The following is a 16,112-nucleotide window of genomic DNA, read 5'->3' as shown; positions in this document are numbered from 1 at the left end:
TTTCGTGACGTTTGTGCAGGTCAGGGCGGTGGAGTACCGGTGGGGGCGCGGAGCGGCGCCCCCGCGTGTCGGCGCGGCGTGCCGGCGCCGGAATACCTACAGCGCCCCGAATACGTGGCGGGTGGGGTGCAGTGGTGGAGCGCCGTGGAGCACGGGCGCCCGTATAGCGGCCGGGCTATAGCGGCATTCGCCGGTAAATCGGCTAAAAGTCGCCCCGCAACCCCCGGCAACGTAGTGTCTGTACACACAATGGAAAAGAAACGCAAGGCCCCCGCAAAAGCGCCTGCGCGGGCTTGCCGTACCACCATCCTGGAGGCCCGGTGGCTGTCAGCCATGACGTCGGACATCAACTCGAGGATCTGGTCTCCACAGCGCACCGGATCCGGCACGCGATCGAATCGGTGATCGAGGGCAAGGCGGATGTCGTCCGGCTCACATTGACCGTCCTGCTGGCCGAGGGTCACCTGCTCATCGAGGACGTGCCGGGTGTCGGCAAGACGATGCTCGCCAAGGCGCTGGCCCGGTCCATCGACTGTCCCGTGCGCCGCGTGCAGTTCACCCCGGACCTGCTGCCCAGCGACATCACCGGGGTGAGCGCCTACAACCAGCAGACCCGCGAGTTCGAGTTCAAGCCGGGCCCGGTCTTCGCGAACATCGTGGTGGGCGACGAGATCAACCGCGCCTCCCCCAAGACGCAGTCCGCGCTGCTGGAGTGCATGGAAGAGCACCAGGTGACCGTCGACGGGGCCACGTACCGGCTCGACACGCCGTTCATGGTGATCGCCACCCAGAACCCGATCGAGATGGAGGGCACCTATCCCCTCCCCGAGGCGCAACGGGACCGCTTCACCGCCAGGATCGCGATGGGCTACCCCGAGCCTGCGGCGGAGCTGGAGATGCTGGACGTCCACGGCGCGGCCTCGCCGCTGGACAAGCTGGAGCCGGTGGCCACCACCGCCGAGGTGCGGGCGCTGATCGAGGCCGTGCGGGCGGTGTTCGTCTCCCCGCCGATCAAGAAGTACGCCATCGACTTGGTCACCGCCACCCGGCAGACCCCGGACCTGCGCCTCGGCGCCTCGCCCCGCTCGACGCTGCAGCTCGTGCGGGCAGGCCGGGCGCACGCCGCGCTGTCGGGCCGCGACTACGTCATCCCCGACGACCTTCAGGACCTCGCCATCCCGGTGCTCGCCCATCGGCTGCTGCCCAGCGTCGAGGCGCAGGGCCAGCGCCGCCATCCCGAGCAGGTGGTCGCCGACCTGGTACGCCGCGTGCCCGTGCCCGACGCACCGGGCCGGGGGCCCGGCGGGGTGGGAACGAGGCGGTGAAGGCGGGGCTCGGCGCGCTGACCGCGCGCGGGCGGTCGTTCGTCGCCTCCGGGATCGCCGCCCTGCTGTGCGCCGTGCTGCTCGGCGAACACGACCTGCTGCGGATCGGCATCCTGATCCTCACGCTGCCGCTGCTGGCCGCCATGGTCGTCGCGCGCACCCGCTACCGGCTGAGCTGCGCCCGCCGCCTGGAGCCGCAGCGCGCGGAGGTCGGCGTCGAGGCCACGGTCACCCTGCGGCTGGAGAACGTCACCCGGCTGCCGACCGGGTTGCTGCTGGTGGAGGACACCGTTCCCTACGCGCTCGGCGCGCGGCCCAGGTTCGTGCTGGACCGGGTGGAGCCGCAGGGGATTCGCGAGATCGACTACCGGGTCCGCTCCGACCTGCGGGGCAAGTTCCCGATCGGGCCGCTTTCGGTGCGGATCACCGACCCGTTCGGGCTGGTCGAGCTGGCCCGCGGGTTCACCATCAGCGACACCCTGGTGGTGACGCCGCAGGTGGTGCCGCTGCCGCATGTACGTCTTTCCGGCGAGTGGACCGGCGGCGGTGACAGCCGTACCAGGAGCGTGGCGGCGGCGGGCGATGACGACGTGGCGCCGCGGGAGTACCGCCAGGGGGACGACCTGCGCCGCGTCCACTGGCGCTCCACCGCCAGGCACGGCGAGCTGATGGTGCGGCGGGAGGAGCAGCAGTGGCAGAGCCGCGGCGCGCTCCTGCTCGACACCCGCAGGATGGCCCACCGGGGGGAGGGCCCGCGCTCGTCGTTCGAGGTCGCCGTCTCGGCCGCGGCCTCCATCGGCGTCCACCTGGCCCGGGAGGGCCTGGGCCTGCGCCTGGTCACCGACCAGGGCGCGGAGCACCTGACCGACACGGGGCTGAGCCACGGTCTGCTGGACACGCTGGCGGTGGTACGGCAGAGCCAGACGCGTTCGCTGGAGTACGGGATCACCGCGCTGCGGCAGGGCGGCGGCGACGGGCTGATCGTGGCCGTGCTCGGGTCGCTGCGGGCCGAGGAGGTCACCGCCGTGGCCCGGCTGCGGCACGGCAGCGTCACCGGTGTGGCGGTGGTGCTCGACACGGCCGTGTGGGAGCATCCCGACGCGCCGCCCAGCGAGGACTACGAGCAGGCCAGGGCCGTCCTTGCCGGGTACGGCTGGCGGGTCGCGCGGCTGCGCTCCGGCGCGTCCATCGCGTCGGTATGGCCGGAGGCCGCCCGCCGGGCCGCGCGGTCCCCGATAGGCAACACGGCCGCCGGAGGTGGCCAATGAGAACTGCCGCCGGAAGGGCCAATGAGAACTGCCGGCGGAGGTGGCGAATGAGCACAGCCGGCGGAGGTGGGGAATGAGACTTCCGATCACCGCGGCGCTGGCCACGATGGCCGTCGCCACGACGTTGTACCAGCTCTTCTCCGGAGGGGCCTGGCTGTGGACCACCCTCGGCGCGATCGTGGTGATCGGCGCGGTGGGGGTGATCGCCTCCCGGCTGGCCGTACCGGCCTGGCTGTCGGCGCTCGCCCAGCTCGCCGGGCTGTGGATCTACCTGACCGCCGCGTTCGCCGGGGATGAGGCGTGGGCCATGGTGGTGCCCACCAGCGACTCCGTGATCGCCCTGGCCCGCCTGGTCGAGGACGGCTTCCAGGACATCCAGCGCTACGCCCCGCCGGTCCCGGCCAACCCGTCGATCATGCTGTTCACCGCGCTGGGCATCGGGCTGATCGCCGTCGCGGTGGACCTGCTGGCGGTACGGCTGCGCCGGGCCGCGCTCGCGGGGCTGCCGCTGCTCGCGCTGTTCGTGGTGCCGGCCGAGATCGTCACCGACCAGATCCCCTGGCCGGCGTTCATCGTGGCGGCGCTGGGGTTCACCGCGCTGCTGCTCGCCGACGGCCGGGAGCGGATCGGCCACTGGGGCCGGGCGGTGCTGGTCCGCCGGATGCGCGGCACGGCCGCCAGGCGGGAGGGCGACAGCGGGCAGTTGCGGCTGTCCGGCAAGCGGATCGGGGTGACGGCGATCGGGCTGGCCGTGCTGGTGCCCGCGCTGGTGCCGACGCTCGAACCCAACCCGCTGTTCACCTTCGGCGTCGGCGCGGGCGACGGCAGGGGCGAGGGCAACACGATCAGCATCCCCAACCCGATCGTGGGGCTGAAGGGGCAGCTCACGCTGCCGGAGAACACGCCCGTCCTCACGTACGCCAATGACGACAACGTGCCGAGGTACCTGCGGCTGTACGCGCTGGACACGTTCAACAGCGACGTGTGGACCATGTCCAACCCGTCGGGGACCCCGGAGAACCGGGTGGAGAACGGGCCGCTGCCCGCGCCGCCCGGGCTGACCCCCAGCCCGCAGGACCGGCAGGTCAAGACCGACATCCAGATCAGTGATGATCTGGACGTGGAGTTCCTGCCGCTGCCGTACCCGCCGCTGCGGGTGACCGCGGAGGGCGACTGGCGGGCCGACCGTACCTCGCTCATGGTCTTCTCCACCCGCGACTCCACGCGGGGCCTGCGCTACCAGGTGATCAGCGGCGAGCCGAAGGCCACCGCCGACCGGCTGAAGGAGTCGGGCGAGCCGGTCCCGGAGGTCGCCGCGCGCTATCTGGCGCTGCCGCGGGGGCTGCCGCCGCAGGTGCGCCAGGAGGCCGAACGCGTCACCAGGAACCGGAAGACCCCTTATGAGAAGGCCGTCCGGCTGCAGGAGTGGTTCACCGACGACGGGAACTTCTCCTACAGCGTGAACACCAAGAGCGGCCACAGCAACTCCGCGCTGCTGGACTTCCTGACCAGCAGCAGGGTGGGGTACTGCGAGCAGTTCGCCGCGGCGATGGCCGTGATGGCGCGCACCCTGGGCGTCCCGGCCCGGGTGGCGGTCGGCTACACCGGCGGCACGCCGCTGGGCGGCGGGCGCTGGCAGGTCGGCACGCACGATATGCATGCCTGGCCCGAGCTGTACTTCGAGGGCGTGGGCTGGCTCCCCTTCGAGCCGACCCCCTCGGGGACGGCGGGACAGGGCACGGCGCGCGCGCCCGACTACAGCATGCCGCCGCCCGACGAGCCCGGCCCGGCCACCTCCTCCCCCGGCCCGGCCGGCGGCGAGGACGAGGAGACCGGTACGACCAGCGGCACGCCGGAACGCCCGCGCAACCCGGCGCTGCTCGACCGGGAGGGCACGATCACCCCGGCCGCGCCGGAGGAGACCACGTCCGTGGGCGGCCGGATCGGCACGGGCGCGCTGGTGCTGCTGCTGATCGTGCTGATCCCGGCGGCGCTGCGGGTGTTCGTGCGCAGGCGGCGGCTGCGGGTCGTGGGAAGGCCCGTCGCGGACGACCCAGGGCCGGGAGGCGGTTCCCAGCCGTCCGTCGGCGTGCGGACGGTCAGGCGGTCCTCGCCGGTGTCGGCGGCGTGGGCGGAGTTCGACGACGCGCTGTACGACTACGGGCTGAGCCGGGGGGCCAGTGAGACGCCGCGGGCGCTGAGCCGCAGGCTGGCCGCCGAGCACGGCTTCGACCCGCTGGCCGCGGCGGCGATCGAGCGGATCGCCACGGCGACCGAGCGGATGCTGTTCGCCAGGTCGCCCGGTGACCAGCGGCCGATGGGCGAGGATCTGCGGCGGGTGCGCCGCGCGCTGGCCGCCACGGCCTCACGCGGGCGGCGGATCAGGGCGGTACTGCTGCCGCCGTCGATGCTGCGGCGGCTGCGCCTGGTCGGCGGGCGGCTGCTGGACGGGTTCGACCGGCTGGAGAGCCTGCGGGTGCGCAAGACGCCGGGCTGAGCACCGACGGCGCCCACGAAACGTGGCCGCCCCCGCGCTGCGGGGGCGGCCACGTTCGTTCTCTCGCCATGATCTGCTCCCCCGCGCCGGTGGGCGAAGGGGACGAAGAGACGCAGGAGGGGTCCGGCCGGTCGTACGGCGTCGCGGAGCGGTCGCTCAGCGCTCGTCGTGGCGGCGCCGCCAGCGCTCCTCCATGCGTTCCATGAAGCTGGGCCGCGGACCGCCGCGCCGCCCACCGGCCGGACGGCCGGGAGGTGCGGCGCCGGGCTGGCCCGGCGCCGGTGACGGCGAGCCGTCACCGAACCCGTTCATCTTCTTCCAGCTCGACAAGCCCCAAAGACACGCCAGGAGCATGACCACGAAGCCGCCGACACCGAGCAGGATGAGCTGCGACACGACGCCGACCATCAGCAGGACGACGCCGAGAAGGAAGCCGATGCTGGCCTTCACGAGGCGGCGCTTGTAGTGGTTACGGGGGTCGCGGATTCGTACGGTATTGGCCCACTTCGGGTCCTCGGCGTAGAGGGCCTGCTCGATCTGGTCGAGCAAGCGCTGCTCGTGCTCAGAGAGCGGCACGGCGCCTCCCAAGGACGGCCCCAGGACGGGGAAGACGGCAACGGACGACACGGGGTGTCCGAACCTCGCGGTCGGTTATCCCCAGAATACGAGGCTGTAGACGCGGGCGAAAGAAAACGTCCAACGTAGACCAAACCGGAGGTGACGTCATAGATCTATTCCATCAAACTTTGGCCGCACCAGCGAGGCCGGGCGCACCGCCCCCGGGCCGAACCTCGCGACCGCCTTGTCCATCGCGCGTTCCGCCTCCCTCCAGCCGGACTCTCGTTCTCCAAGAGTAAGCTGACGCACGGATGCCTCGGCCCTCAGGAGGTTCTCCATTCGCACTCCGACCAGCCGCAGCCGCACCCGCGCGAGGTCCGCGGCGGCGTAAAGTTCGCAGGCTGTGACGTAAATCTCCTGCGCGACGTCGGTCGCCTCGCGCAGGGTGCGCGAACGCGTGATGGTGGTGAAATCGGCGCGGCGGAGCTTGACACTGACCGTGCGGCCGACGTGACCGCCCGCGCGCAGCCGCGCCGCGACCTTCTCCGACAGGCGCAGCAGCTCCCTGCGGATCGTCTCCGGATCATCGACGTCGGCCGCGAAGGTCTCCTCCGCGCCGATGCTCTTGTCCGGGACGTGCGGGGTCACCTCCCGCTCGTCGCGGCCCCAGGCCAGGGCGGCCAGGTGGCCGCCCGCGGCGTGGCCCAGCTCCCGGCGCAGCGTGGTCACCGGCACCCTGGCCAGATCGCCCACCGTCTTGATGCCCAGCCGCAGCAGGGCCTCCTCGGTGCGGTCGCCGACCCCCCACAGCGCCCCGACCGGAAGCGGGTGCAGGAACTCCACCACCCCGTCGGCGGGGACCACCAGCAGGCCGTCCGGCTTGCACTGGCGAGATGCCAGTTTTGCTACGAATTTGCTGCTGGCCACGCCCACCGAGCAGGTGATGCCGAAGCGCTCGGCGACCTGGGTCCGGATCAGCGCGGCCACCCGGGCGGGCGAACCCAGCCTGCGCCGCGCGCCGCCGACGTCCAGGAACGCCTCGTCGGAGGCGATCGGCTCCACCTGGGGCGTCACCGCGTGGAAGATCTCCATCACGCCGCGGGACACCGCCGAGTACTTTCCGTGACTGGGCGGGATGATCGTGGCCTGCGGGCACAGCCGCATCGCGCGGGTCATCGGCATTGCGGAGTGCACGCCGTAGCGCCTGGCCTCGTAGGTGGCGCTGAGCACCACGCCGCGCGCCCCGGCCGCGCCGATGATCACCGGGGTGCCGGCCAGCTCCGGCCGGTCGAGCAGCTCGACGCTCGCGTAGAACGCGTCCATGTCAACATGCAGGATGGGGCAGCCGGTGTCGTCGGCCGACCCCGTCGTGATGACCCTGGGGACCTGCTGTTTGCGGGACACGGCACCATCCTAGGCGAACGCGCGTTCGAGCAGGCGGCCTACCCGAGGGTCGCCAGGACGTGCGTCTGGGTGGCGATCTCCCGCAGCACCGGATGGGCCGCGGCGGCACGTTCCAGCGCGACAAGGGCCTCCGCCGCGCCGGGCTCGCCGTCCACGAGCCGGCTCGGCACCAGGTCGGCGAAGATCCGCACGCCGTGCACCTCGCCCACCGCGAAGCCGGTGGCGGCCAGCAGCGCCTCCAGCCCTTCGCCGGTGAACCGGCGCGGGGTCGGGTCGCGGTCGCCCCAGCGCCCCTCGGCGTCGCCGAGGACCAGCCTGGCCTCCTCGAACCGCCCGCTCAGCGCCCGGTGGACGGCCGTGGCGACCGGATTGGCGGCGAGCAGGCTCACCACGCCGCCCGGCCGCAGCAGGCGGGCCACCGCCCGCAGCGCGCCCGCCGGGTCATCGACGTACTCGAGCACGCTGTGGCACAGCACCAGGTCCGCGCCGCCCTCGGGAAGCAGGTCGCCGAGGTCGGCGGCATCGCCCTGCAACGCGCGCACGCCCACACCCGCCTCGGCCGCGCGCCGCTCCAGCGCGGCGAGCGAGTCGGGGCTCGGGTCCACCACGGTGACCGCGTGCCCCAGCCCCGCCAGGGGCACGGCGAAACCGCCCGTACCGCCCCCGGCGTCGATGATGTCGAGCCGTGCGCGCCCGGTGGCGGAGGCCCGCTCGGCCAACACCGCCCGCAACGCGTCCCACAGCACGGCGGTCCGCGCCGCAGGCACGGCCGCCTGCCGGGTCACACCTTCGGTCCGCAACGTCCCAGCCTCCCTCGACCGCGCCCTCAGGTCCAAGGGCGTCCCACGCGCCCCAGCCTACGCCGGGCGGCCGGTCCTCACAGGCTGAGGCTGGGCTTGAGCTCCTTGAACCGGGCCAGAATGCCGTTGATGAACTGGGGGGACTCGTCGGTGGACAGCTCCGAGGCCAGGTGCACCCACTCGCTGATCACCACGCCCTCCGGGACGTCGGGCATCCACAGCAGCTCGTAGGAGCCGCCGCGGAGCACGTTGCGGTCCACCGCGGGCATGCGGTCCAGGCTCCAGCCCTCGGAGTAGGTCGAGATCAGCTCGTCGATCCTGGGCAGGTGGCGCACCACGCCCTCCACGAGCGCGGCGGTGTACTCGTTGACCGGTGGTTCGGCACGCTCCAGCCGCTCGGCGAGGATCCTGCCCGGATCCTCGCCGCGCAGCTCCGCCTCGAAGAGGATGTCCAGGGCTCGCCTGCGGGCCTTGCCCCGTGCGGTCATCAGGCGCGGCCGAGGTAGTCGCCGGTGCGGGTGTCGACCTTGACCTTCTCTCCGGTGGTGATGAACAGCGGGACCTTGATCTCCGCGCCGGTCTCCAGCGTGGCGGGCTTGGTACCGCCGGTGGAGCGGTCGCCCTGCAGGCCCGGCTCGGTGTGCGACACGGTCAGCTCGACCGCGGCGGGCAGCTCGATGTAGAGCGCCGCGCCGTCGTTGAAGGCCACCGTGGCCAGGGTGTTCTCCAGCAGGTAGTCGGCGGCGGAGCCGACGGTGGCGCGCGGGACGTTGACCATGTCGTAGGTCTCGGTGTCCATGAACACGAAGTCGTCACCGTCGGGGTAGGAGTACTGCATCTCCCGCTTGTCGACGTTGGCGACCTCGACCTTCACCCCGGCGTTGAAGGTCTTGTCGACGACTTTGCCGGACAGGACGTGCTTGAGCTTGGTGCGCACGAACGCGCCGCCCTTACCGGGCTTGACGTGCTGGAACTCGACGACCGTCCACAGCTCGCCGCCGTCCAGCCGAAGTACGATGCCGTTCTTGAGGTCGTTGGTCGTCGCCACTCGCTTGTCTCCTGCGTACGGCTGCCACTCCCGCCTTAGAGGATCAGCAGCTCTCTGGTCGTCTGGGTGAGGAGCTCCGGTCGGTCGACGCGCGTCACGAGCGTGTCCTCGATGCGAACCCCGCCCCTACCGGGGAGGTAGACCCCCGGCTCAACGGTGATCGGAACTCGATCCTCTATCCTACCGGGCTTGTCCGGGCCCAGAAACGGAACCTCGTGGATCTCCAGGCCGATGCCGTGCCCGAGACCGTGCCCGAAGTGCTCGCCGTGCCCGGCCTCGGTGATCAGATCGCGGGCGGCGGCGTCCAGGTCGTGGGCGGTGGCCCCGGGCCTGACCGCGTCCCTGCCCGCGCGTTGCGCGGTGCGGACGAGTTCGTACAGCTCACGCTGCCAGTCGGCGGGCGGGCCGACCATCACGGTCCTGGTCATGTCGGCGTGGTAGCCCGCGTGCAGCGCGCCGAAGTCCATCGTGACGAAATCGCCCGGGGCGACCGGCCGGTCGGTGGGCGAGTGGTGCGGCACCGCGCCGTTCGGGCCCGCGGCCACGATGGTGTCGAAGGCGGCCTTCTCCGCGCCGAGTTCGAGCATCCGGCCCTGCAGCATGCGGGCGATCGCCCGCTCGGTCACCCCGGGCCTGATCGCCGCCAGCACGTCGGCCAGCGCCTGGTCGGTGATCGCGCACGCGGTGCGGAGCAGGTCGATCTCGGCCTCGTCCTTGACCGTGCGCACTTCTTCCACCAGCCCGGAGAGCGGCAGCGGCTCGCCGGCCTCCGCTTCCGGGGCGATCCTGCGGAACTCGGCGACCGGCAGGTGGTGGCCCTCGACCGCCAGCCGTACCGGGCCTGCGCGCCTGGCGAGCACACCGGCGGTGTCGCGCCCCTCGATGACCTCGATGTCCGCGCACATCTTCCGGGCCGCCTCGAAGTAGCGCAGGTCGGTGGCCAGCGCCGCCCCGCCCGCGGCCGTCACCAGCAGCGCGGCGTTGCTGCTGACCAGGCCGGTGAGGTAGCGGACGTTGACGGGCTTGGTGACCAGGATCGCCTCGACGCCGGCGGGGGGCAGCAGCCCGGACAGGCGCCTGCGGCGCTCGTGGTGGTTGGCGGACATGCGCCGAATGTACGGCACGCGGCATAACGTACGGCAAGGACCCGCCGGGCAAGACTCTCGATACGTACGGCAGAAGCCCGCAAGAAAGACAGCTCTGCCATAAAACGATCAATTCCATGACTTTCGGATATGACTAAAAGTCAAGCCGATTGTGCGATAAGTTGTCCATCTCGGCGGCCGGACTCGCCTCTCCTCCCTGTCGGGTGCGGCCCGCCGTGGGGCCCCGTGCCCTGATGCACGGCAGCGGCCCCCGCCCTGTCCCGCAGGGCGGGGGCCTTGCCTCCGGGCTCTGCCTCAGGAGGCCAGGGCTCTGACCCGCTCGATCAGCTTCACCCGCTCCCCCGGCGTGTCCGCGAGCGGCGTGACGTTGAGCGTGGTCACCCCCGACTCCCGCAGCGCCTGGATCCTGTCTCGGACGAACCCCTCCGGGCCGATCAGGCAGGTCTTCTCCAGCAGCTCGGCGGGCACCTGGGCGGCGGCCTCGTCCTTCTTGCCCGCAAGGTAGAGATCCTGGATGCGCTCGGCCTCCCGCTCGTACCCGTAGCGGCGGGCCAGGTCGTTGTAGAAGTTGCGGCCGCGCGCGCCCATTCCGCCGATGTAGAGCGCGAGCACCGGCCGGACGAACTCCCGCAGCCCGGCCACGTCGTCGCCGATGGCCAGCGGGGCCTGCGCGATCACGTCCAGGGGGCCCAGCTCGGGGTCACGGCGGGCCCGGCCCTCCGCGAGTGGCCCGTCCCACACGGCTCCGGCCCTCTCCGGCAGGTAGAAGATCGGCTGCCAGCCCTCGGCCAGCTCGGCGGCCAGCGCCACGTTCTTCGGCCCGATCGCGGCCACCACGACCGGGATGCGGTCGCGCACCGGGTGGTTGATCAGCTTGAGCGGCTTGCCGAGGCCGGTGCCCGCGCCCTCGGGCAGCGGCAGGGTGTAGTGCCTGCCCTCGTACTCCAGCCGCTCGCGCCGCCACACCTTGCGGCAGATCTCGATGACCTCCCGGGTGCGGCCGACCGGGGCGGTGTACGGCACGCCGTGGAACCCCTCGATGACCTGCGGCCCGGACGTCCCGAGGCCGAGCACGAACCGGCCCTCGGAGACGTAGTCCATCCCGGCCGCGGTCATCGCCAGCAACGCCGGGGTGCGGGAGTAGATCGGCAGGATGCCGGAGGCGATCCGCACCCGCTCGGTCACGGCCGCGATGTAGCCCATCTGGCTGACGGCGTCGAAAGTGTACGCCTCGGGGACGAATACGATGTCGAGCCCGGCCTTTTCGTGGTCGACCAGCTCGGCCACCGTCTCTTTGAATCCCCCCGCGTATCCCAGTGCCATACCGATGCGCATGCGGACGGAGCCTCCATCGGGAGTACAGAATCATATTCGGTCAGGTGTCAGCGTATCCGCCGTGTGTCGGCCTGGCGACAGCCAGACGCTCCCCCTAGCCTTACCCATCCGGCGTGCGAGGGGGGACGGGGACGGTGTGCTGCTGAAGAGGACGATCATCGTGGTGGCGGGCCTGCTGGCGCTGCTGCTCGGCGGTCACCGGCTGGTACCGGACGTCGGCGGTGTCATGCCGGTGGTGGAGAGCCTGCTGCCGTGGCTCGGGGCCGGGGTGCCGGTGCTCCTGGTGGCGTCCTGCTGCACCGGCTCCTGGCGGCCGATGGCCGCCTCGCTCGTCCCGGCCGCCGTGTGGGGCGCGATGTTCGGGCCCGCGCTGCTGCGCGACCCGCCGGGCGGGCCCAGCGACCTTTCCGCGACCACGCTCAACGTGGGCGCGGCCAATCCCCGGCCCGCCGGCGCCGTACGCGCGGTGGCCGACGGGACCGACCTGCTGGCCCTGCAGGAGGTCACCGGGCAGGCGCTGCGCACGGTGGCCCGCGAACTTCGCCGCACCCACCCGCACTCCTACACGGCGGGCACGGTCGGGCTGTGGAGCCGCCCCCCGATCGTCTCTGCCCGCCCCATCGACGTGGGCCTCGGCTGGGACCGCGCGCTGCGCGCGGTCGTCAGGACCCTGGGCGGCGACGTGACGGTGTACGTGATGCACCTGGCTTCGGCCCGGCCGGGCCACACCGTACGGCGGGACCGGACCCTCGCGGCGGCCAGACGCCTGGTGGACGGCGACCCGAGCGAACGTCTTCTCCTCCTGGGCGACCTCAACACCGCCACCACCGACCGGCACCGCACCGGCCTGGTACCGCCCCTGGCGGACGCCCACCTGGAGGCCGGCACCGGTTTCGGCTTCACCTGGCCCGCCGAGTTCCCCATCACCCGCCCGGACCACATCCTCTACCGCGGCCTCACCGCCACCACCGCCGCCGTCCATCCGGCCCCCGGCAGCGACCACCACGCCGCCCACGCCGCCCTCCGCCTCACCCCCACCCCGGCGGTGGCGAGATAAGTACGGGGTGTTTTCTTGACCTGAAGGTGTCGGAAACGGCCGGAGAGGCGGTGAACACTTGAGCGATGAGGATTTCGACGGGTACCGCAGGGTTGTTGCTGGCCGCCGGTGAGGGCGCGCGGTTCGGCATGCCCAAGGCGGAGATCGAGTTCGCGGGGGAACGGCTGGTCGATCGGGCCGTGCGCACGCTGCGGGAGGGCGGCTGCCATCCGGTGATCGTCGTACTGGGGGCCGCGTTGGTCCAGGTCCGGGGGGCGGTCGTCGTCCACAACGCGGCCTGGCGTACCGGGATGGGCTCCTCGCTGCGCGCCGGGCTGGCGGCGCTTCCGGCAGAGGCCGAACGGGTCGTGGTCATGCTGGTCGACCAGCCCCGCATCGGCCCGGAGGCGGTGGCCCGCCTCATCGAGGCCGCCCACGAGGGCGCGAGCCTCGCCGTCGCCACCTACGCCGGACGCCCCCGCAACCCCGTCCTCATCTCCCGCGAGCACATCCCCGCGGTCGCCGAGTCGGCCATCGGCGACATCGGCGCCCGCGACTTCCTGCGCGCCAACCCCACCCTGGTCACCCCTGTCCCCTGCGACGACGTAGCCGACCCCGCCGACATCGACACCCCCCACGACCTCGCCACCCTCACCAGCGACGACACCCCCGCCGCCACTCCCACGGAATCCACGACAGTTCGCGACTCCACCGGCTGATCTCCGCTTCGAGGAGTGCACGCCGCTCAACGCAAATGCCGAACCTGACGATTCAATACCCACTCGCCCAGGACGCCCCGGGCGCCATACCGCACGCGGTGAATGCCGGTCTGACGATCCGGGACGCCCTCCCAGCTCAGCCCGGCCGCGTCGTCTCCCAGTTCCCGGACGCCCCAGATGAGGCTCGCGGGCCAGACCGACCGCATACCGCCCAAGCCGAGTACCGGGTCTGACGACTCAGTACGCCCCCTTCCAGGACAGCCCCACCTGCCATGTCACGCCGCCCGCGACTCCCCCAGGCAAGCCACCTCCACCGGACGTCCACCCAGTACGAGCCCCTCCAACACGGCCCCGCCTGCCATACCGCACGGATCGTGACTCCGCCAGGAGACCCCGCCCCAAGGAGGCATCCGCAGCTTGCGGGCCAGAGCGGACGCGTTCCGCTCAGGGCCGGATGCCGGGTCTGACGATTCGATGCGCGCTCGTTCGGGGCGGCCCGGCCCGTCAGGTTGCTCGGGGTGGTACCGGCCAGGGTGGCGAGCCGTTCCGCCAGGCTCCGACGGCACCTTTGGTCAGGCGAACGTCCAGGCCCCCCACGTCGGACCTCCCCATCAGTCACGCGACACCGACAACCCGAAGGTTCAGCTTCCAAGCTCAGATCTCACCATGGATACGCCCCGTGGTGTCGGTGAGCGGCCTTCCCGAACCGCCCCAGCGCAACTGGATCAGTTCGGCGGCGATGGCGACCGCGGTCTCCTCAGGAGTACGGGCCCCGAGGTCGAGGCCGATCGGGGAGCGCAGCCGGGCCAGTTCCTCGTCCGTCAGGCCCGCCTCGCGCAGGCGGGCGATCCGGTCGTCGTGGGTGCGGCGGCTGCCCATCGCGCCGACGTAGCCCGCGCGAGTGCGCAGCGCCACCTCCAGCAGCGGCACGTCGAACTTGGGATCGTGGGTGAGCACGCAGATCACCGTGCGTTCGTCGACCGTGACCGAAGTGAGGTAGTCGTGCGGCCACTTCACCACCACTTCATCGGCGTCGGGGAAGCGCTTCTCGGTGGCGAAGACCGGCCGGGCGTCGCAGACCACGACGTGGTAGCCGAGGAATTTGCCGATCCGTGCGACGGCGGCCGCGAAGTCGATGGCCCCGAAGACGAGCAGCTTCGGCGGCGGGGCGAAGGACTGGACGAACACCGACAGATCGTCGAGCCTGCGCTCGCCGCGCGCGCCGTACCGGCGGATCCCGGTGAGGCCCTGGGCCAGCATGCCGCGAGCGTCGTCGTCGATGGCGGCGTCCAGCCTGGGCGCGCCCAGCGACCCCGACGCCCGGTCGGGCCACACGACGCGCCGGGCCCCCGCCCGGCCGGGGCCGGACAGCACCGTGGCGACCGCGACCGGCTCGCGGGCGGCGATCGAGGCGGCGACCTCACCCAGCTCCGGGTAGGTGTCGCGAGACACCGGCTCGACCAGGATGTCGATGATGCCGCCGCAGGTCAGCCCGACCGAGAACGCCTCGTCGTCGGACACGCCGTACCGTTGCAGCACTGGCTCCCCCGTGGCCGTGACCTCCTGGGCCAGCTCGTAGACCGCCCCTTCGACGCAGCCGCCGGACACACTGCCGACCGCCTCGCCGCCGAGCACCGCCATCGCCGCGCCCGGTGGCCGGGGTGCGCTCCGGAACGTTCCGACCACGGTCGCCAGGCCGAACTTCTCCCCCGCCGACCACCATTTGATGATCTGCGACAACACATCACGCATGTCCGAGCCTTCCTGCGAGGTCCTGGAAAGCGGCCAGGCTGTGACCGGCCACGAAATCATCGAGATAGGGCAGCGCGGCGCGCATCCCGGCGGTCAGCGGCTCGTATCCCTCGTGCCCCTTGTGCGGGTTGACCCAGATCACCCGGTGGGCCAGCCGGGACAGCCGGGCCATCTGCGCGCCCAGCAGGGCCGCGTCGCCGCGTTCCCATCCGTCGGAGGCGATCACTACGGTTGCGCCCCGCGCCCGGTGCGAGGTCAGGAACTCCTTCAGCTCCTCGCCCAGGCGGGTGCCGCCGCTCCAGTCGGGGATGGCGGCGGAGGCGGCGGCCATCGCCAGGCCGGGGTCGCGGTGGCGCAGCTCGGGGGTGAGCCGGGTCAGCCGGGTGCCCACGGTGAACACCTCGGTGGTCCGCGGCTCGGATCTGACCATGGCGTGCGCGAAGCGCAGCAGGGTGTCGGCGTAAGGGGACATCGATCCGCTGACGTCGATCAACAGGACCACCGCGCGCGGGCGATGGCGATGCGCCCGGCGGCGCAGCAGGGAGATCTCGCCGCCCCGGCGCAGGCCCTCCCGGATCGTGCGCCGCTCGTCGAGTACGCCGCGCTGGGCCGGTGCGAACCGGCGCGACCTGCGCCGCTCGCGCTCCCCGGTGAGCAGGGCGAGCATCCGGTGGATCTCGGCCCGCTCGGCAGCGGTCAGCGCGGCCACGTCGCGGTGCCGGAGCCGTTCGGCGTCGCTGGCGGCGACGGCCTGGGGCTCTCCGGGATCGTGGGGATCGGTGCCGCCCCGGTCACCGCCGAGGGCCGTGAGGTGCCGGGTGACGGTCATGGCGGGCGGTGCCACCCGGGCCACCACGGGCCGCAGGCCGCCGAAGTAGGCGGCGAAGCACCTGTCGTAGCGGGGCAGATCGTCGGGTGACGCGCACAGGGTGAGGCGTCCCGCCCAGTAGACGCCATGGGGCTCGGCCACCCCGAGCACGGCGGCGGCCCGCAGCATGTTCTGCGTGCGCTCATGATCGGCGGACACCCCGGCGGCCCGCAGCGTACGAGCAAAGCCGGTCAACGTGGCCACGACGCGGCTGGGGATCTCACTCATGGCCCAGCCCCCCTCCTGCGAGACGTACCCCCGGTCCCCCCGGTACATGAGCGACCCAACCGGGAACCGCACCCATAGCCCGACAGCCGGACGCCAGGTCCCTTCGGTGCCCAAGCGACGCAGCCGGAGACCTCACCCATGGCGCAACAACCCATCGCGCAGCACAGA

General features: G+C 72.2%; 14 protein-coding genes. 5 read left to right on the top strand and 9 right to left on the bottom strand.

Annotated elements, in window-relative coordinates; genetic code table 11:
- Positions 1-320 precede the first annotated feature (320 nt).
- From DP939_RS11105 to DP939_RS11095, 3 genes are all read left to right on the top strand, one after another.
- Positions 321-1,325, top strand: a complete 1,005-nt coding sequence (locus tag DP939_RS11105) for an AAA family ATPase (protein WP_113980531.1) — start codon at positions 321-323, stop codon at positions 1,323-1,325.
- The gene (locus DP939_RS11100; RefSeq protein ID WP_113980530.1) at positions 1,322-2,593 is read left to right on the top strand and encodes a DUF58 domain-containing protein; all 1,272 of its coding nucleotides are present in this window, start codon (positions 1,322-1,324) and stop codon (positions 2,591-2,593) included. The genes DP939_RS11105 and DP939_RS11100 overlap by 4 nt, the downstream gene beginning before the upstream one ends.
- 73 nt (positions 2,594-2,666) lie before the next feature.
- Positions 2,667-5,090 (top strand): transglutaminase TgpA family protein, encoded by a 2,424-nt coding sequence (locus DP939_RS11095; protein WP_113980529.1) that lies wholly within the window; start codon positions 2,667-2,669, stop codon positions 5,088-5,090.
- Between the two features lie 156 nt (positions 5,091-5,246).
- Here DP939_RS11095 and DP939_RS11090 read toward each other — a convergent pair whose 3' ends face one another.
- From DP939_RS11090 to DP939_RS11060, 7 genes are all read right to left on the bottom strand, one after another.
- Entirely contained in the window at positions 5,247-5,666 is a 420-nt protein-coding gene (locus tag DP939_RS11090) for a DUF3040 domain-containing protein (protein WP_113980528.1), read from the bottom strand.
- Positions 5,667-5,813: 147 nt separating this feature from the next.
- Positions 5,814-7,052: a DNA polymerase IV gene (gene dinB, locus DP939_RS11085; protein ID WP_113980527.1), complete on the bottom strand. Its 1,239-nt coding sequence runs from the start codon at positions 7,050-7,052 to the stop codon at positions 5,814-5,816.
- Between the two features lie 38 nt (positions 7,053-7,090).
- Positions 7,091-7,852, bottom strand: coding sequence for a class I SAM-dependent methyltransferase (locus DP939_RS11080; RefSeq protein ID WP_113980526.1), 762 nt, complete (start codon positions 7,850-7,852; stop codon positions 7,091-7,093).
- 77 nt (positions 7,853-7,929) lie between these two features.
- Complete coding sequence (nusB, locus tag DP939_RS11075) at positions 7,930-8,340, bottom strand: transcription antitermination factor NusB (RefSeq protein ID WP_111170010.1); 411 nt, start codon at positions 8,338-8,340, stop codon at positions 7,930-7,932.
- Complete coding sequence (gene efp / locus DP939_RS11070; protein WP_113980525.1) at positions 8,340-8,900, bottom strand: elongation factor P; 561 nt, start codon at positions 8,898-8,900, stop codon at positions 8,340-8,342. The genes nusB and efp overlap by 1 nt, the downstream gene beginning before the upstream one ends.
- A 35-nt stretch (positions 8,901-8,935) precedes the next feature.
- Positions 8,936-10,006: a M24 family metallopeptidase gene (locus tag DP939_RS11065; protein ID WP_113980524.1), complete on the bottom strand. Its 1,071-nt coding sequence runs from the start codon at positions 10,004-10,006 to the stop codon at positions 8,936-8,938.
- A 294-nt stretch (positions 10,007-10,300) separates the two neighbouring features.
- Complete coding sequence (locus DP939_RS11060) at positions 10,301-11,341, bottom strand: LLM class F420-dependent oxidoreductase (protein WP_113980523.1); 1,041 nt, start codon at positions 11,339-11,341, stop codon at positions 10,301-10,303.
- Between the two features lie 136 nt (positions 11,342-11,477).
- On the opposite strand from DP939_RS11060, the gene DP939_RS11055 reads away from it, so the two are divergent.
- Together DP939_RS11055 and DP939_RS11050 are read left to right on the top strand one after the other, a co-directional pair.
- On the top strand, positions 11,478-12,398 hold the full coding sequence (locus DP939_RS11055) for an endonuclease/exonuclease/phosphatase family protein (protein ID WP_225878163.1): 921 nt from the start codon (positions 11,478-11,480) through the stop codon (positions 12,396-12,398).
- A gap of 65 nt (positions 12,399-12,463) precedes the next feature.
- The gene (locus tag DP939_RS11050; protein ID WP_113980521.1) at positions 12,464-13,096 is read left to right on the top strand and encodes a nucleotidyltransferase family protein; all 633 of its coding nucleotides are present in this window, start codon (positions 12,464-12,466) and stop codon (positions 13,094-13,096) included.
- 654 nt (positions 13,097-13,750) lie between these two features.
- On the opposite strand, the gene DP939_RS11045 is transcribed toward DP939_RS11050, so the two are convergent.
- Positions 13,751-14,848 (bottom strand): XdhC family protein, encoded by a 1,098-nt coding sequence (locus tag DP939_RS11045; RefSeq protein WP_113980520.1) that lies wholly within the window; start codon positions 14,846-14,848, stop codon positions 13,751-13,753.
- Entirely contained in the window at positions 14,841-15,944 is a 1,104-nt protein-coding gene (locus DP939_RS11040) for a vWA domain-containing protein (RefSeq protein ID WP_113980737.1), read from the bottom strand. Before DP939_RS11040 ends, DP939_RS11045 begins: the two co-directional genes overlap by 8 nt.
- Between the last annotated feature and the right edge of the window lie 168 nt (positions 15,945-16,112).

Origin of the sequence: Spongiactinospora rosea, from assembly GCF_003315795.1 — a bacterium.
GTDB lineage: Bacteria > Actinomycetota > Actinomycetes > Streptosporangiales > Streptosporangiaceae > Spongiactinospora > Spongiactinospora rosea.
This window is presented reverse-complemented; position numbering and strand designations above follow the sequence as displayed.